Consider the following 16,975-nt stretch of genomic DNA (forward strand, 5'->3'; position numbering starts at 1 on the left):
GTCGTCACTGGATGCTTTGAAACGTGGGGACGCTCTAGCACGGGGCAAGGGTGCCCGCCACCCGCCGATCCCCCGTCCGATCCCTCGCCCGATCCCCGGCCCGATCCCCCGCCCTGCCCGAAGCCTTGCGTTCTAAGGGGGACGGAGCCTACAACCCTGATCCGAACGACCATTCGCGACCCGCTGCATCAGGCCGCCGTATCATGCTCCAGTTTATTCGTTCCAAGGTCTCCTCGATCTTCGTCAAGATTCTGTTCGTCCTGCTGATCGCGAGCTTCGCGATCTGGGGCATCGGCGACACGATCTTCGGCAGCCCCGCCGGCCGCGCCGCGGTCGAGGTCGACGGCGACGTGCGGGTCACCGCGGTCGAGGCGGCGGAGGAGTTCGACCGGTCGCGCCGGCGTCTGGGCATTCCGCTGACCGTGGATCAGGCGATCCAGCTCGGCCTGCTCGACCAGACCCTGCAGAACCTGACGGTGCAGAGCCTGATGGTCGTGGCGACCAACCGGCTCGGCCTGTCCGCGAGCGACGAGCAGATCGTCCAGCTCATCCACCGGCAGTTCCGCGACAGCCTGGGTCAGTTCGATCGCACCGCCTACCAGACCTTCCTGGCCTCGAACGGCTGGAGCGAGTCGGAGTTCGTCTCCCGCGCCCGCCGCGACCTGGCCCGCAACCAGCTCATCGGCGCCGTGGCCGCCGGCAGCGAGAAGACCGTGCCTGACGCGATCGTTAAGACGCTGCACGACTATCGCGAGGAGCGCCGGATCGCGGCGGCGGTGCGCATCGACGCCTCCGCCCTGCCCGCCCCCGAGCAGCCGGACGAGGCGGCGCTGAGCGCCTATTACGAAGAGCGCAAGAAGGACTACGAGACGCCGGAATACCGCGGCGTGAGCTGGCTGGCGGTCTCGCCCCAGTCGATCGCCCAGTCCATGGAGATCCCCGAGGACGAGCTGCGGGAGCTGTTCGAGGAGCGCAAGGCGAGCTTCGACACCCGGGGAACGCGCACGGTCGACCAGGCCCTGTTCGCCGACCAGGACGCGGCCGGCGCCGCCTATGACCGGATCCAGGCGGGCGAGGATTTCGCCGCGGTGGCCGAAGAGGTCACCGGCATGTCCGCCGCCGAACTCGATTTCGGTCAGGTGACCCGCAGCGACCTGCCCGAAGGCACCGCCGAGGCGGTCTTCGCCCTCACCGAGCCGGGCTCGGTGACGGAGCCGGTGGAAAGCCCGTTCGGCTGGCACCTGTTCCGCATCCGCGAGGCCGAGGTCGGCGCGCCGGCAAGCTTCGAGGACGTGCGCGACGACCTGAGGCGCGAAGTCGCCCTGGAACGGGCCTATGACGAGGTCTTCGAGCGCTCCAACGCCGTGGAGGACGCGCTCGCCGCCGGGTCCACCCTGGAGGAAGCGGCCCGGTCGCTGAACATCCCGCTGAACCAGATCCCCTTCGTCGCCCGCGACGGCAGTCAGCCGGCCGGCGGCATCGTCACCACCCTGCCCGGCGAGCCGTTCCTGCGGACCGCCTTCGAGACCGAGACGGGCACCCAGAGCACGCTGACCGAAACCCGCGACGGCACCTATTTCATCCTGCGCGTCGATGGCGTCGAGCCGCCGCGGATTCCCGAACTCGGGCAGGTCCGCCCGGCGGTGCTCGCCGATTGGGACACGGAACAGCGTCTGGAGCGGGCGGAGGACATCGCCGACGAGATCGTCGCCGCCGTGAAGGCCGGCACGCCGCTCGCCGAGGCCGCCGCCGAGCACGACCTGACGGTCGAGCGTCTGCCGGCGATCACCCGCCAGGGCCAGGGCCTGACCCCCGGCTGGCCGCCGGCCGTCGCGGGCGCCCTGTTCGAGCAGAAGGCCGGCGGCGCCAGCGCCGTCAGCAGCGACCAGGGCGCCGCCGTGGTCACCCTGGTCGAGGTCATCGAGGGCGGCGGCTCCATGGCGGGGCCGCAGGACCAGGTCCGGGCCGAGATTGCCGGCGCCGTCTCCAACGACCTGATCGAGCTGCTGCTCGCCGATCTGGAAAGCCGCCACGAGGTCACCGTCAATCCGGGTGCCGTGCGTCAGCTCTTCACCGTGAACGAAGGCGCGCAATGACCACCAGTCCCGATTTCGACGCGTTCCGAGAGGCCTACGACGCAGGACGGGCGCAGGTGGTCTGGACCACCCTGGTCGCCGATCTGGAGACGCCGGTCTCCGCCATGATGAAGCTGGCGGACGGCCGGGCGAACGCCTTCCTGCTGGAATCCGTCGAGGGCGGCGCGGTGCGCGGCCGCTACTCGATCATCGGCCTGAAGCCGGACCTGATCTGGCGGTTCTACAAGGACAAGGCGGAGATCAACCGGCAGGCCCGGGTCGACACCGACGCCTTCGAGCCGCTGTCGGAGCCGCCGCTGGCCTCCCTGCGGGCGCTGATCGCCGAGAGCCGCATCGACCTGCCGGCCGAGGTGCCGCCGATGGCGGCCGGCCTGTTCGGCTATATGGGCTACGACGCCATCCGCCTGTTCGAGGACATTCCGGACAACAACCCGGACACCCTCGGCATCCAGGACGGCATCATGCTGCGGCCGACCATCGTCTGCGTGTTCGACAACATCGACGACATGGTCACCATCATCACCCCGGTCTATCCGGACGCCGAGATGGGCGCGCGGGCGGCCTATGCGGCGGCGGCGGAGCGGCTGGCCGACGTGGTCTCCGATTTCGAGCGCTCCCTGCCCTACCGCCGCGAGCGGCCGGGGGCGGTCGACGCCCTGCCGGAGCCGGTCTCCAATACCGGACGCGAGCAGTATCACGAGATGGTCCGCCGGACCGTCGAGTACATCAACGCCGGCGACGCCTTCCAGGTGGTGCCGTCGCACCGGATGTCGGTGCCGTTCACCCTGCCGCCCTTCGCGCTGTACCGCTCGCTGCGGCGGCTGAATCCCTCGCCCTTCCTGTTCTTCTTCGATTTCGGCGCCTATTCGATCGTCGGCTCCAGCCCGGAGATCCTGGTGCGGCTGCGCGACGGGGTGGTGACGATCCGCCCGCTCGCCGGCACCCGCAAGCGCGGCGAGACCCCGGAAGAGGACAAGGCCCTGGCCGAGGAGCTGCTGGCTGATCCGAAGGAACGGGCCGAGCATCTCATGCTGCTCGATCTGGGCCGCAACGACGTGGGCCGGGTGGCCAAGATCGGCACGGTGGAGGTGAAGGACCAGTTCACCATCGAGCGCTACAGCCACGTCATGCACATCGCCAGCCACGTGGACGGCGAGCTGGCCGAGGACAAGGACGTGCTGGAAGCCCTGTTCGCCGGCTTCCCGGCGGGCACGGTGTCCGGCGCGCCCAAGGTCCGGGCGATGGAGATCATCGACGAGCTGGAAGTGTCGCGCCGCGGCGTCTATGCGGGGGCCGTGGGCTATCTCTCGGCCAACGCCATGGACACCTGCATCGCCCTGCGCACCGCCCTGGTGAAGGACGGCACCATGTACGTCCAGGCCGGCGGCGGCGTGGTCGCCGACAGCGACCCCGAGGCCGAATGGCAGGAAACCCAGAACAAGGCCCGCGCCCTCATCCGCGCGGCCCAGGAAGCGGTGCGCTTCGCGGCAAGGCGGAGCTGACCCGCCTAATCTCTAAACATGTGTCATCCCGAACTCGTTTCGGGACCTCACGTGCGTCGATGCCGTTGGAGGTCCCGAAACAAGTTCGGGATGACGGTTAAAACGGATGAGTGGGTAGCCCCTACTCCGCCGGCTGGGCCACCGGCTCGGTGCGCCGCCCCGCCGGCAGCAGCAGCCCCGCAACAGCGCCACCCGCCGCGAACAGGGCCAGCAGCACTAGCAGCGGCTCGAAATCGCCGGCCATGTCGTAAAGCTGGCCCACCAGCGGCACGCTGATCGCCGACACGCCCAGCGACACCAGGAACTTCACCCCGAAGGCGGTGCCGCGCCAGGCCGGCGGCGAGTAGCGGGCGAACAGGCTGTTCTCGGCCGGCACGAAGGCGGTGTTGGTCAGCACCATCATCGCCGCCACCGGCAGCAGCAGCGGCCCGGCCAGGGTCGCGGCCACCGCCAGGAACGGGATCTGCAGCGCCCAGCAGGTGATGTAGACCCGCTTCAGGTCGAACCGGTCGGCCATCCAGCCGCCCAGCACCTGCGCCAGCGCCGACACCGCGTAGATCAGCGAGACCAGCACGCCGACCCCGGCGGTGGTCTCGACCATGCCGACCAGCCGCTGGTCGAACAGCTTGGGCATGGCGAAGGAGGTCGACTGGTAGATCAGACCGGACAGGGCGATCGTCACCATCAGCACCAGGGCGCCGCGCAGCATGTCGCCACGGCTGGCCTCCCTGGCGGCTGCGTGATGGACCGCCCGGTTGTCCTCCACCAGACCGAACAGGATCGAGACGACCAAGCCGACGCCGACCAGCACGCAGATCGCCCCGGGCACGAAGAACGCCCACTGCCAGCCGAAGGCGGCGGCGAGCGTGCCGGCGACCACGGCCCCGCCGGCGGTCCCCAGCGAGCCGAACACGCCGTTGATGCCGAGCGCGCGGCCCCGGGTCGCCGGGTCGCGGGTGACCCAGGCGATGCCGACCGGGTGGTAGATCGAGGCGAACAGCCCGATGCCGCCCAGGCCGACCGCCATGGCGAACGGCCCGTCGGCGAAGCCGGTGGCGACGCACATGCCGCCGGTGCCCAGGAAGAACAACGCCATCATCCCCGGCGCGCTCCACCGGTCGGCCAGCCAGCCGGCGGGGACCGCGGCGGCGCCGAACAGGATCTGGCTGACCAGCATCAGCGCGATCAGGTCGCCGAACCGCATGTCCCAGGCGCTCTCCAGCGACAGGACGACCGTCGGATAGAGCAGCATCAGCAGATGCGAGAAGGTATGGCCGACACAGGAGAAGCCGAGCGCAAACCGGGACGAGACCGGCATGGACGAAACGGGCACGGGCGAGACGGGGCTGGACATGGGCGCTTCCTCTTTCGTCCGTTATCCCACGCAACGCAAAGTGGCGACAAGACGCCGCCATGCGCTTGCGGTGGGCCATCGGGCTTTCTAGAGTCGGATCCATGGCGGGATCGGGGACATCGAGCGGAAAGGCGGCGGCAAAGAAACCGGCTGGTAAAGGCTCGGCGGCCACGCCCGGGCCGACGGCCGCCCAGCGGGCCTGGCTCGCCCGCGGCCTCGACCAGCCCGGCGGCAAGCTGCCGCTCTTCGACCGAAACGGCCAGCGGGTGAACGCCCGGATGGTGCGGGCCTGCCTCGACCGGGGATGGGCGGAGCCCTGGTTCGAGAACCCGCTCAAACCCGACTGGCTGGTCTGCAAACTGACCCGGAATGGTCGCAGGATCGTCGGCGGTCAGTAACTTACGGCACTTCACCCGCTGGACAGGCTCCCTTCCCCCGGCCACTATCCCTCGGCCTTAGGGGGGCCGCACGGGGGACCGCATGACGCTCGACGACTACCTGACCGTGATCGCCGCCAGCAAGCCGGACGACTGGCGCGCCACGGTGCTGCCGACCTTCATGTTCCGGGTCGTGCCGATCCGAGCCTCCGGCGGCGGCACCGTCGATTTCGAGCTGCAGGAGCACACCACCACCCTCACCTTCCTGCGCGACGTGCGCTTCGGCATGGCCTGGGGGCTGGTCGGCGACAAGAACTACAAGGAGGAATGGGTCGACAAGCTGCCCAACAAGCGGGCCCAGGGCGTGCTGATCGATTTCCTGTTCAACGGCGCCATGGTCTACCGCGACATGCTGGTGGCGGTCGACGGCTGGCGCTGCATCCTGCCCCAGCCGGTCAACGAGACCGGCCCGGTCTTCAAGGTGCCGCAGCGCCGCGTGACCATCGCCAAGCTGGTGCACCAGCTCGTCGGGCCGGAGACCAATTTCGACTCCTACTTCAAGCGCGTAGGCATGCAGGTCGACAGCCAGCCCTGGCCTTGAGTCGTTTAAATTCAGTGAGATAAACGAACGCATTCATCCGATCTCTCAGATGAAGGCGTTGTCGTTCCGACCTGTCCGGCGGCCGGATCAGTCCTTGTAGTCGGGCTCGTCCCGGTCCAGCAGCCGCATCAGCGCGGCGAAATGCCGGTGCGCCTGGGCCCGCTCGGAATTGGACGACATCTGGTCGGCGGTCATCCGGGCCACGTCCTGAGGCACCCGGCGCAGCGGCGCATGGGTCGACATGGCGATGACCTGCGCCTGAGCGGCACGCTCCAGGTAATAGAGATCGTCGAAGGCCTCGGCGATGTTGCGGCCGGTCACCACCACGCCGTGATTGGCCAGGAACGCCACCCGCTTGCCGCCCTGCAGGGACGCGGCGATGCGCTCGCCCTCGGAATCGTCCAACGCCAACCCGTTGTACAGGTCGTCATAGGCGATCTGGTCGTAGAACTTCAGCGAGGTCTGCAGCACCGGCTCCAGCCGCCCCGCCTCCAGCATGGTGATCGCCGTGGCGTAGGGCATGTGGGTGTGCAGCACGACCTTGGCGTCCGGCACCAGCCGGTGGATGTGATAGTGGATGAAGAAGGCGGTCGGCTCCGGCGGCTCCTTGCCGTCGACGGCATTGCCCTCGGCGTCGACTTCCACCAGATCGCTCGCCCGCACCTCCGACCAGTGATAGCCGTGCGGGTTCAGCAGGAAGCGGTCGTCCTCGCCCGGGATCACCGCGGAGAAGTGATTGCAGATCCCCTCGTGCATGCCCATGCGCACGGCCCAGCGCAGGGCGGCCGCCAGCTCGATGCGGGTCTTGGCGCGGGCGTCGAGGCCCTCGGACTCGGGAACGGCGGCAAGCGACATGGGTCTCTCCAACGATATCCGGCCCGACAATGACCGGGCGTGAAACAGCTCGGAACAAGGTATCGGGGGAGGATGGGGGCGTCGAGAGATCAAGATGGTCGGAGCGGCGGGATTCGAACCCACGACCCCCACACCCCCAGTGTGGTGCGCTACCAGGCTGCGCTACGCTCCGACGCGGCGGACTATAGGCGATCCGCCATGGGGCCACAACACGAAGCGGCCCAGAATTTCAGCTCTTTTTGATGATTTGTCCGACGGGTGAAACGGGGTCCGGAACAGCACGGCAGGCGCCGATCCCGCCGGACGCGTCGTCTCAGCTGCGCGCGGCCGCCAGCAGCTTTTTCAGGGCGGTCAGTTCGTCCAGCACGGCCTTGATCGCGCTGCGGTCCACGGTCGCCGGCACATCCGCTTCCTCGCCGGCCGCCGCGGCCGGCTCGGCATCACCCTCATGGCCGTTACCATTACCGTTGCCGTTGCTCGGCGCCGGAGCCATCTCGGCATCGCCGGACTGCACAGCCCGGGCGGTCTCGCCGGCGGTCGGCATCCGCACCGCGCCTTCGCGCAGAAGCTTCTGCACGCCCTTGATGGTGTAGCCCTCGCGGTACAGCAGCTCCCGGATCCGGCGCAGCAGCGCGATATCCTCGGGGCGGTAATAGCGCCGCCCGCCGCCGCGCTTCAGCGGCCGGACCTGATTGAACTTGGTTTCCCAGAACCGCAGCACATGCGGCGGGACATCCAGATCGTCGGCGACTTCGCTGATCGTGCGGAAAGCCGCCGCCGACTTGCCGTTGCGGCGAGGCGCAGAGGAGGTTGCTTGCGTGTCGGCCATTGCGCCCTACCCCCCCGGGGTCAGTCCTCCGACTCTCGGTTGATCCGGTTCTTCAGGACATGGGACGGACGGAACACCAGGACACGGCGCGGCAGGATCGGAACCTCCTCGCCCGTCTTGGGATTACGGCCGATCCGCTCGCCCTTCTGGCGGACCGAGAAGCTGCCGAACGACGAGATCTTGACCATCTCCCCGCGAACCAGCGCTTCAATCATTTCATCAAGAACCGACTCGACGAGATCCGCCGATTCGTTTCGGGACAGGCCGACTTCCTGGTAGACGGCCTCGCTCAAATGAGCGCGGGTGATCGTTTCGCCGGTCATGCGCACCCCCGTTGTGGAACAGAACGGTACCCCGAACGAATCGAACCGTCAATTAATTAGGTGATTTCAGGCGATTGGCGCGACTTCCTCGCGTGCCGTCTCGGTCCCGGACCTCTCCATGCGCGCCGGAATGCCGAAACGGACCAGCCCGGCGCCCCAGGCGAGCCCGCCGCCGATGGCCTCCAGCAGCAGCAGATCGCCCGGCCGGACCCGGCCGTCGCGCACCGCTTCGTCCAGCGCCAGCGGCACGGACGCGGCCGAGGTATTGGCGTGGCGCTCGATCGAAACCACCACCTTCTCGGCCGGCAGCTTCATCCGGTTGGCCATCGCGTCGATGATCCGGCGGTTGGCCTGATGCGGGATCAGCCAGTCCACGTCGGCGGCCGACAGGCCGTTGGCGTCGAGGGATTCGTCGATCACGCCGGACAGCTTGGAGACGGCGTGGCGGAACACTTCCTTGCCGTTCATGCGCACATGGCCGACGGTCCCGGTGGCGGACGGACCGCCGTCCACATAGAGGATGTCGCGCTCGCGGCCGTCGGAATGCAGATGGGTGGAGAGCACGCCCCAGCCGTCGCCGGCCGCATCGGTGGCGCGCAGCAGCACCGCGCCCGCCCCGTCGCCGAACAGCACGCAGGTGGTGCGGTCCTCCCAGTCGAGCAGCCGGGAGAAGGTCTCGGCGCCGATCACCAGGGCGGTGCGGGCCTGGCCCGCCTTCAGGAAGTTGTCCGCCACCGCGAGCGCATAGACGAAGCCGGCGCAGACCGCCTGGACGTCGAACGCGGCACCGTTGAAAGCGCCCAGCGCCTTCTGGACCTTGGTCGCCGTCGCCGGGAAGGTGTCGTCCGGCGTGGTGGTGGCGACGACGATCAGGTCGATGTCCTCGCCTTCCAGCCCCGCCATGTCGAGGGCGTTGCGCGCCGCCTTGATCGCCAGGTCGCTGGTCAGTTCGCCCTCGGCGGCGAGATGGCGTTGCCGGATCCCGGTGCGCTGGCGGATCCAGTCGTCCGAGGTATCGACCCAGGTCGACAGCTCCTCATTGCTGACCACGCGCTCGGGGAGATAGGACCCGGTCGCGATCATCAGGGACCGTTTCATCATGCCGTTGCCACCGCTGTTGGTTGCTCGTCCGGCCGATCGAGGCGGCCGTTGGTCAATTCTTCGCGGACTTTCTCAAGGAATCCATAACGCTTCATGTCCGCCGCGACGCCGATCGCGTTGGCGAAGCCGAGCGCGTCGGTACCGCCATGGCTCTTCACCGCGATGCCGTTGAGGCCGAGGAACATCGCGCCGTTGTAGCGCCGCGGGTCCATGCGCTGCCGGAGCTGGCCGACCGCGCCGCGGGCGAACAGGTAGCCGAGCTTGGACAGCAGCGAATTGCGGAACGCGTCGCGCAGAAACTGGCCGATGAGCCGCGAGGTGCCTTCCGCCGTCTTCAGCGCGATGTTGCCGGAGAAACCGTCGGTCACGACCACGTCGACCGTGCCGGCCGGAATGTCGTCGCCCTCGACGAATCCGTGGAACTCGAAGGGCATGTCCGTCATGCCGCGCAGGATGGTCGCCGCCTCGCGGACCGAGTCGTTGCCCTTCTGCTCCTCGATGCCGACGTTGAGGATGCCGACCACCGGCCGCTCCAGCCCCAGCACCGTGCGCACGAAAATCTGGCCCATGATGGCGAACTGCACGAGGTTGGTCGCGTCGCAGGTGATGTTGGCGCCCAGGTCCAGCATGGCGCTTTCGCCGCGCCGGGTCGGGAAGAACCCGGCGATCGCCGGCCGGTCGATCCCCGGCATCGGCCGCAGCACGAGCTTGGCGATGGCCATCAGCGCACCCGTGTTGCCGGCGGAGACCACGCCGTCGGCCTTGCCCTGGCCGACCAGGTCGATGGCCAGGCGCATGCTCGAGCCCTTGCCCTGGCGCAGCGCCACGGACGGCTTGTCCTCGTCGGCAATGACCTTGTCCGTATGGATGATCTCCGGCGACTGCGCCTTCAGCCGCTTGGTCTTGTCCACCAGCGGTCGCAGGCGTGCCTCGTCGCCCACCAGGATGATCTTGAGATCGGGGCTCCGCTCCAGAGCGATTTCGGCACCTTGGACGACCATGTCCGGTGCCTTATCCCCACCCATAGCGTCCAGTGCGATCGTCAGACCGTCCGACACTCGTCGACCCTCATCGTCGCTTCTCCAACGGTCCCCAGTCCCCCCAGACCGGTTGAATCGATCGTGCGGACTCTAGCCTTCCAGCCGCCGCGCGTCGACCGCTGCCGGAAAAACTCCCCGGCCCGCCCGGCTCTCGCGAACCGGGCGCGTCTTGTACGCCACATCTGCCCCACCGGACAACCACGTTACCGTTTCTTGACATCCCTGTCCTTCAGCGCGGCCAGGGCGGCGAAGGGAGACGCCGGGGCCTCGTCCTCGGCCGCCTCCCCGGCCCCGTCCTCTGCTCCATCCTCCGCCAACGGCTCGCCCACCGGGGGCACGCCGGGTGCGCGGGGATAGGGATCGAGGGCCAGGGACAGGATCTGGGCAATCACCTCGCCCACGTCCAGCACCTCGCCCTCCAGCGGTTCGGGATCCTCGGCGACCGGGTCGAGCTCGACCTCGAATCCGTCGACCTCCCGGCTGTCGTCGAACAGTTCGTCGATCTCCTCCTCGACCTCCGCCGGAACCGGCTCGAGGGTGACGACGCATTCCTGCACCACGCTGGCCTTCAGCCTGCCCTTCAGCTCGATCCAGCCGGTATCGCGGCGGCGGCGCAGGGTGGCCTCGGCGCTGAAGGCGGTCAGCTCGATCAGCCCGAAGCGCCGCGCCAGCACGGCCCGGTCTTCGGGGCCGGCCTCGAAACGGATGGTCTTGGCGGGCTGGCCGATCCGGGTGACCGGAATCGGCTCCACCAGGGTAACGGCGGTCGGCTCGGTCATCGCTTTTCCTCAGCAGGGGCCGCAGCATGGTCGTCGGCGGACGGCGCCGGAAACGACACGGCCCCGCGCTTCAGGGCGTCGAGCGGCAGGGCGTCGATCCCGTCGCGGGCCCGGAGCACGTAGGCGGCCAGGGCGGGCGCCTGCGGCGCGTGCTGGGCGCCCTCGTACACGTTGCGCCGGATCGCCTCGGCCAGATCCCCCTCGCCCGTCAGCGCCTCCTCATAGGCGGCGCACCGGCCGTAATAGGCCCGCACCATGTCTTTCACCTTCTTGCCGACGCTCATGTCGCCGACGCCCATGGCCCGCAGCGTGCGGTCCATGTCGTGGAAGAAGGTGTCGAACAGGGCCTGGGCGATCTTGCGCGCGGCCGGATCGTCGGTGGCGGACAGCCGGCGGATGACCAGGTGAAGATGCAGCACCAGGAGATCGAAACGGCCCTCCAACTGGTCGGCGACCTCGAAGTCGGCATAGAAAGCGGGCACGCGCGCCTGGTCGACGATCGCGTCATACAGACGGTCGACCGCAAGGCGGGTCTCGTCCCTCTTGAAAAACCGTGCGAAAATCTTTGTTCTCCGTTACTCCGAAAGCGACCATACCGTCGCCCCGTTCCTTGCGGGATACCCAGATACCAGGATCCGCGATGCGCCCGCCTGTCACGTCCTCAGTTTTCCGCTCCGCCCTGGCCGGCGTGGCCCTGGCGGTCACGGTCGCCGCCTGCAGCCCGCAGATCGCGACACACGGCAACATGGTGGATGTGGACGCCCTCGCCAAGATCGAACCGGGCAGAACGCCTCAATCCGAGGTTCTGGCCCTGCTCGGATCGCCGTCCAGTCAGGCGAATTTCGGCGAGCCGACATGGTACTACATCGGGCAGCTCACCGAACGCCAGGCGTTCTATCGTCCGGAGACGATCGAGCGCCGGGTCGTCTATGTCGATTTCGAGCCCGCCGGCACCGTGAAGTCGATCGGCACGCTGGATCTCGAGGACGGCAAGAAGATCGCGATCGTCGACCGCGAGACGCCGACCGCCGGCCAGCGCATCACCCTTCTGAAGCAGCTGATCGGCAACGTCGGCCGGTTCTCCCCGACCGACTGAGCCTCCGAGCTCTCCTCCGCTGCCGATGCAGACGGCTCAAAGACGAAGGCCCCGGATCGTCTCCGGGGCCTTCGCCGTTCTTGGGTCCGTTGCGGACGGCCGGGCGGATCAGGCCGCCAGGGCCGCCAGCAGCAGGATCGCCACGATGTTGATGATCTTGATCATCGGGTTCACGGCGGGGCCGGCGGTGTCCTTGTAGGGATCGCCGACCGTGTCGCCGGTCACCGCGGCCTTATGGGCTTCGGAGCCCTTGCCGCCGTGGTTGCCGTCCTCGATGTACTTCTTGGCGTTGTCCCAGGCGCCGCCGCCGGCGGTCATGGATATCGCCACGAAGATGCCGGTCACGATCGTGCCCAGCAGCATCGCGCCCAGCGCGGTGAACGCGGCCGACTGGCCGGCGATCCACAGCACGACGAAGTACATCACCGGCGGTGCCAGCACCGGCAGCATCGAAGGGATGATCATCTCCTTGATCGCCGCCTTGGTCAGCATGTCGACGCAGGTGCCGTATTCCGGCTTGTCCGTGCCCTGCATGATGCCGGGCTTCTCGCGGAACTGCCGGCGGACCTCCTCGACGACCGCACCGCCCGCGCGGCCGACCGACTGCATGCCGAGCGCGCCGAACAGGTAGGGCAGCATGCCGCCGATGAAGAGGCCGACCACCACGAACGGATCCTGCAGGCGGAACTGCACCTCCAGATCCGGGAAGTAGTATTTCAGATCCTCGGTATAGGCCGCGAACAGCACCAGGGCCGCCAGACCGGCGGAGCCGATGGCATAACCCTTGGTGACCGCCTTGGTGGTGTTGCCGACAGCGTCCAGGGCGTCGGTGATGGTGCGCACCTCTTCCGGCAGTTCCGCCATCTCGGCGATGCCGCCGGCGTTGTCCGTCACCGGACCGTAGGCGTCGAGCGCCACGACCATGCCGGCCAGGGCCAGCATCGTGGTCGCCGCCACGCCGATGCCGAACACGCCGGCACACAGGTAGGAGACGATGATGCCGCCGGAGATGATGATCGCCGGCAGGGCACAGGCCTCCATGGAGACCGCGAGGCCCTGGATGACGTTGGTGCCGTGGCCGGTTTCCGACGACTTGGCGATCGAGCGCACCGGCCGGAACTCGGTGGAGGTGTAGTACTCGGTCACCCAGATCAGCAGCCCGGTCACCACCAGGCCGGTCAGGGCGCAGTAGAACAGGAACCGTCCGTTCACCGTGGTGTCGCCCATGGCGATCGCCTCGGTGGTGCCGAACAGGTAGAAGGTAAGGCCGGCGATCAGCACCGCCGACAGCACGGCGGAGACGATGAAGCCCTTGTAGAGGGCCGCCATGATCTTCTGGCTGGATCCCAGCTTGACGAAGAACGTGCCGATCACCGAGGACAGGATGCACACCGCGCAGATCATCAGCGGGTAGGTCATCATGGCGACGACGTCGGCCCCGGTGAAGAAGATCGCCGCCAGCAGCATGGTGGCGACGACGGTCACGGCATAGGTCTCGAACAGGTCGGCGGCCATGCCGGCGCAGTCGCCGACATTGTCGCCCACGTTGTCGGCGATCACCGCCGGGTTGCGGGGATCGTCCTCGGGGATACCGGCCTCGACCTTGCCGACGAGGTCGGCGCCCACGTCCGCGCCCTTGGTGAAGATGCCGCCGCCGAGACGGGCGAAGATGGAAATCAGGGAGGCGCCGAAGCTCAAGGCCACCAGGGCTTCCAGGATATGCCGCAGGCCGACGGGATCGCCGGCGTCGTAGATCGTCTGCAGCACCAGGTAGTAGACCGACACGCCCAGCAGGCCGAGGCCGACCACCAGCATGCCGGTGACCGCGCCGGACTTGAACGCGACGTCCAGGGCCGCGACCATCGACTTGGTCGCCGCCTGGGTGGTGCGGACGTTCGCGCGCACCGACACGTTCATGCCGACATAGCCGGCCACGCCGGACAGCACGGCGCCGATGACGAAGCCGAGGGCGACCGTCATCCCCAGCGTCACGAGCAGAATGACCGTCACGACGGCGCCGACGATGGCGATGGTCGTGTACTGACGGTTCAGGTAGGCGCTCGCCCCCTCCTGAATGGCACCGGCGATTTCCTGCATGCGCTCGGACCCAGCACTCGCAGACAGGATCGACCTGCTCGCCCACCAGCCGTAGATCAAGGCGGCCACGCCGCACAGGACTACGAACAGAAGTTTCTCATCCATCTTTGGAAGCCCTTCCATCCCTCTAAGGAGATCCCGGTGCCGATCTTTTGCGACGGCTTGGCGAGACCTCTCATGACAACAGCCGGAGGGTAGTATTCGCGGGCCTCTGCCCCCGGTTCAGAAGCCCAATGGACAATAGCAAATAATATTGTCCATTCAACTATCCCCGGTTTTTCTAGGGCTTTCAGACAGCCGCGGCGCGGCGGCGGCTCCCGTACCACAGAAGGGCGACGCCGACGGCCACGGCGAGCGGCAGGATGCCGAGATTCACCGCCTGCCATCCGAAGTTGTGGTTGATGTAACCGGAGGAGAAAGCGGCCACGGTGGAGGCCGAGAAGACGAGGAAATCGCCGAAGCCCTGAACCTTCGCGCGCTCGGCCGGCCGGTACGACTCGGTCAGCAGCGTGGTGCCGCCGATGAACAGGAAGTTCCAGCCGATGCCGAGCAGAACCAGGGCGGAGAAGAACTGCAGGATCTCGATGCCGGAGAAGTTGATGGCGATGCAGAGCAGGTAGGCCAGCACGCCGGTCAGCATCACCCGGATCACCCCGAACCGGTTGATCAGCGACCCGGTGAAGAAGGACGGCAGGAACATCCCGACCGCATGCCATTGGATGACGAAGGCGGAATCCTGAAACGCGAAGCCGCAATCCTCCATCGCCAGCGGCGTCGCCGTCATCACGAAGGTCATGCTGCCGTAGCCGACCATCGCGCCCATGACGGCCACCAGGAAGGTCGGCTGGCGCACGATCTCCATCAGCGGCCGGCCGCTCTCGGCGCGGCTTTCGGCGGTCGGGCGCGGGATCTGCACGAAGGCCAGGAACAGCAGGCTGAGGGACTGCACGACGGCGATGGCGACGAAGCTGCCGGCGAACATGACCGGCGCGAACCAGTCGTAGGACGCCTTGGCCAGCTCCGGCCCCAGCAGCGCCGCGACCACGCCGCCGGCGAGCACCAGCGAGATCGCCCGCGGCCGGAACGTGTCCGACGCGGTATCCGCCGCCGCGTAGCGGTAGAGCACCGCAAAGCCCTGGAACGATCCGATCAGCATCGACGCGAGGCAGAACAGGATGAAGTTGCCCGAGAAGATCGCCGAGACGCCGATGAACGCCCCCGTCACACCGATCAGCACCCCGGTCATGAACCCGAGACGGCGGCCCACATGGCGCATGAACAGCGCGGCCGGCATCGTCGTCAGCATGGTCGCCGTGAACTGGAAGGCCAGCGGCAGCGTCGCATAGGCCGGATCCGGCGCCAGCGTCTCGCCGGCGAGCGCCGTGACCGTCATGTTCATGATCATGCCGGACATCGACAGAGCCTGGCAGATCGCCAGAAGCACGACGTTTTTGACCGAGGGGTCGCGGAAAGACATGAATCAGGCTCCAGGAAGAGCGGAGGTCCGCGACACTCGGGCGGATACCGGAAGAGGGAAGGATCAGTCCCCTACTCCCCGCAGCCCATGGCGTCCAGCCCCGAACTGGCGCCGGTCACAATCTGACGCAGCGGCCGGATCGCCTGGATTCCTCCTCGATTCAACCGGTTGGAGCGCATTCCGTTCGGCGGTTTCGACCCGGCCCGATCGGGCCCGCCGGGACACCGCGGGTAGCGCCTCACCCGGTAATCACGTTATTAGACATTTTCAGGTAACTAAAAATGTTGCAACGAGCCCGGATCAGGTTCCGCCATGCCGCACACTGACGAGCCCGATGCGGTCCGGTCCGGAGAGGCCTTTCTGGCACTCTGCCGCCGGCGGCTGCGCTTCAAGCCGACGCTGGCGCTGGCGGAGCACTGGGCCGCCTCCTTCCTTCGGATGCCGCCGGGCGAGTTGCCGGGCTTCGATCCGATGGATGCAGCCCCCCTGCTGCCGCACGTCTATATTCTCGAGCGCGACGGCGACGCGCTGCGCTATCGGGTGTCGGGCGAGTCGGTCAACGACCTTTTCTTCTCCAGCCATATCGGCAAGACCCTGAGCCAGGTCGTGCCTCCCGCCATCTACAGTCTGGTGGCGCCGTATTTCTTCGACGTGTTCGACCTCAAGGCCTGCATCTTCAAGGGCTACGTGATCCATACGGGTCTGAGGGCGGCCGAGTTCGAGCGCCTGCTGCTCCCGGTCCGCCGCAACGGCACGCTCCAGCTTCTCGGGCTCCTGTCGCTGAGCACGACCAGCGCGGTGCGGACCGACGAGGCCGCGCCGTCAGCCGTCGAGGACGGCTTCCATTTCACCCAGATCGCGTTGACCGACGGCACCATCACCGAGTCCCACATCCCGCTGCACGACCTGCCGGTGGACGATCTGCCGTTCAAGGAGCATGTGCGCCAGCACGGCCCCTATGACCTCACCCCAGAGGTCGCTCGAAAAGGTTCTGAAACAGAATGTTAAGGACATAGTCCTTACCTATTACCTCATCCAGTTTCGCCAGCAGACGCTCCTTGAGAAACTGTCGGTCGGCGATGCCCGGCTCGATGTCCAAGGCAGCCAGCGCGTGGACATGGGTGAGGATCGTGTCGATGATCCGCGGCATCTGCTGGGTGACGTAGGCCTGCTTGGGACCGGCCTCGACCTCGAGCAGGATGTCCATCACGAGGAACCGGTTCACGTCGCCGTCCTCGAAGATCGGGATGGTCAGCGCCTCGACGTCGATCAGCGCGGTGTTCTCCGGCTTCTTCTCCTCCACCGGCTCGGTCGGTTCCGGCACCTCGATCCCCATCAGGGTCTGCAGTTGCGGCGGCAGGAGCTGGGGCGCGAAGGATGCCACGCCGAACAGCCCGCCGCCGACAAGCGCGAGCAGGACGACGAGGATGATCACGATCTTCATCGTT

17 protein-coding genes and 1 tRNA gene are annotated in these 16,975 nt (G+C 67.5%); 6 read left to right on the top strand and 12 right to left on the bottom strand.

Translation table 11 applies throughout. The annotated features are described in order from the left end of the window. Positions 1 to 203 precede the first annotated feature (203 nt). Both T8K17_RS18685 and trpE read left to right on the top strand, forming a co-directional pair. Complete coding sequence (locus tag T8K17_RS18685; protein ID WP_322331247.1) at positions 204 to 2,096, top strand: peptidyl-prolyl cis-trans isomerase; 1,893 nt, start codon at positions 204 to 206, stop codon at positions 2,094 to 2,096. Further along, entirely contained in the window at positions 2,093 to 3,598 is a 1,506-nt protein-coding gene (trpE, locus tag T8K17_RS18690) for an anthranilate synthase component I (RefSeq protein WP_322331248.1), read from the top strand. The genes T8K17_RS18685 and trpE overlap by 4 nt, the downstream gene beginning before the upstream one ends. A gap of 121 nt (positions 3,599 to 3,719) precedes the next feature. Here trpE and T8K17_RS18695 read toward each other — a convergent pair whose 3' ends face one another. Then, positions 3,720 to 4,952, bottom strand: coding sequence for an MFS transporter (locus tag T8K17_RS18695; protein ID WP_322331249.1), 1,233 nt, complete (start codon positions 4,950 to 4,952; stop codon positions 3,720 to 3,722). A 101-nt stretch (positions 4,953 to 5,053) separates the two neighbouring features. On the opposite strand from T8K17_RS18695, the gene T8K17_RS18700 reads away from it, so the two are divergent. Further along, positions 5,054 to 5,350, top strand: coding sequence for a hypothetical protein (locus T8K17_RS18700; RefSeq protein ID WP_322331250.1), 297 nt, complete (start codon positions 5,054 to 5,056; stop codon positions 5,348 to 5,350). Positions 5,351 to 5,432: 82 nt separating this feature from the next. Further along, the gene (locus T8K17_RS18705; RefSeq protein WP_322331251.1) at positions 5,433 to 5,930 is read left to right on the top strand and encodes a hypothetical protein; all 498 of its coding nucleotides are present in this window, start codon (positions 5,433 to 5,435) and stop codon (positions 5,928 to 5,930) included. Between the two features lie 87 nt (positions 5,931 to 6,017). Here the strand turns inward: T8K17_RS18705 and T8K17_RS18710 are convergent, their stop codons facing one another. The 8 genes from T8K17_RS18710 to T8K17_RS18745 form a co-directional block, all read right to left on the bottom strand. Beyond that, a complete protein-coding gene (locus tag T8K17_RS18710; protein ID WP_322331252.1) occupies positions 6,018 to 6,785 on the bottom strand; it encodes an aldolase in 768 nt (255 codons plus the stop codon). Between the two features lie 95 nt (positions 6,786 to 6,880). Then, a tRNA-Pro gene (locus tag T8K17_RS18715) sits at positions 6,881 to 6,957 on the bottom strand. Between the two features lie 141 nt (positions 6,958 to 7,098). Further along, positions 7,099 to 7,614, bottom strand: coding sequence for a MerR family transcriptional regulator (locus T8K17_RS18720; RefSeq protein ID WP_322331253.1), 516 nt, complete (start codon positions 7,612 to 7,614; stop codon positions 7,099 to 7,101). Between the two features lie 20 nt (positions 7,615 to 7,634). Beyond that, positions 7,635 to 7,937, bottom strand: a complete 303-nt coding sequence (locus tag T8K17_RS18725; RefSeq protein WP_028794871.1) for an integration host factor subunit alpha — start codon at positions 7,935 to 7,937, stop codon at positions 7,635 to 7,637. Between the two features lie 66 nt (positions 7,938 to 8,003). Further along, positions 8,004 to 9,038 carry a beta-ketoacyl-ACP synthase III gene (locus T8K17_RS18730; RefSeq protein ID WP_322331254.1) on the bottom strand — a complete coding sequence of 345 codons (1,035 nt, stop codon included), beginning with the start codon at positions 9,036 to 9,038 and terminating at the stop codon, positions 8,004 to 8,006. Beyond that, positions 9,035 to 10,096: a phosphate acyltransferase PlsX gene (gene plsX / locus T8K17_RS18735; protein ID WP_416153130.1), complete on the bottom strand. Its 1,062-nt coding sequence runs from the start codon at positions 10,094 to 10,096 to the stop codon at positions 9,035 to 9,037. The genes T8K17_RS18730 and plsX overlap by 4 nt, the downstream gene beginning before the upstream one ends. Before the next feature lie 185 nt (positions 10,097 to 10,281). Continuing rightward, positions 10,282 to 10,857 (bottom strand): DUF177 domain-containing protein, encoded by a 576-nt coding sequence (locus tag T8K17_RS18740; protein ID WP_322331255.1) that lies wholly within the window; start codon positions 10,855 to 10,857, stop codon positions 10,282 to 10,284. Continuing rightward, the gene (locus tag T8K17_RS18745) at positions 10,854 to 11,339 is read right to left on the bottom strand and encodes a ubiquinol-cytochrome C chaperone family protein (RefSeq protein WP_322331256.1); all 486 of its coding nucleotides are present in this window, start codon (positions 11,337 to 11,339) and stop codon (positions 10,854 to 10,856) included. The genes T8K17_RS18740 and T8K17_RS18745 overlap by 4 nt, the downstream gene beginning before the upstream one ends. A 158-nt stretch (positions 11,340 to 11,497) precedes the next feature. Here T8K17_RS18745 and T8K17_RS18750 point away from each other — a divergent pair, with 158 nt between their 5' ends. Then, positions 11,498 to 11,953, top strand: coding sequence for an outer membrane protein assembly factor BamE (locus T8K17_RS18750; RefSeq protein WP_322331257.1), 456 nt, complete (start codon positions 11,498 to 11,500; stop codon positions 11,951 to 11,953). Positions 11,954 to 12,061: 108 nt separating this feature from the next. On the opposite strand, the gene T8K17_RS18755 is transcribed toward T8K17_RS18750, so the two are convergent. Both T8K17_RS18755 and T8K17_RS18760 read right to left on the bottom strand, forming a co-directional pair. Next, positions 12,062 to 14,155, bottom strand: coding sequence for a sodium-translocating pyrophosphatase (locus T8K17_RS18755; protein WP_322331258.1), 2,094 nt, complete (start codon positions 14,153 to 14,155; stop codon positions 12,062 to 12,064). A 184-nt stretch (positions 14,156 to 14,339) separates the two neighbouring features. After that, positions 14,340 to 15,527, bottom strand: coding sequence for an MFS transporter (locus tag T8K17_RS18760; protein ID WP_322331259.1), 1,188 nt, complete (start codon positions 15,525 to 15,527; stop codon positions 14,340 to 14,342). 312 nt (positions 15,528 to 15,839) lie between these two features. Here T8K17_RS18760 and T8K17_RS18765 point away from each other — a divergent pair, with 312 nt between their 5' ends. Then, positions 15,840 to 16,535, top strand: coding sequence for a PAS domain-containing protein (locus T8K17_RS18765; RefSeq protein ID WP_322331260.1), 696 nt, complete (start codon positions 15,840 to 15,842; stop codon positions 16,533 to 16,535). On the opposite strand, the gene T8K17_RS18770 is transcribed toward T8K17_RS18765, so the two are convergent. Further along, positions 16,492 to 16,971: a flagellar basal body-associated FliL family protein gene (locus tag T8K17_RS18770; RefSeq protein ID WP_322331261.1), complete on the bottom strand. Its 480-nt coding sequence runs from the start codon at positions 16,969 to 16,971 to the stop codon at positions 16,492 to 16,494. The two genes, T8K17_RS18765 and T8K17_RS18770, sit on opposite strands and share 44 nt — an antisense overlap. Positions 16,972 to 16,975: the final 4 nt, after the last annotated feature.

The organism is Thalassobaculum sp. OXR-137, assembly GCF_034377285.1.
Taxonomy (GTDB): domain Bacteria; phylum Pseudomonadota; class Alphaproteobacteria; order Thalassobaculales; family Thalassobaculaceae; genus Thalassobaculum.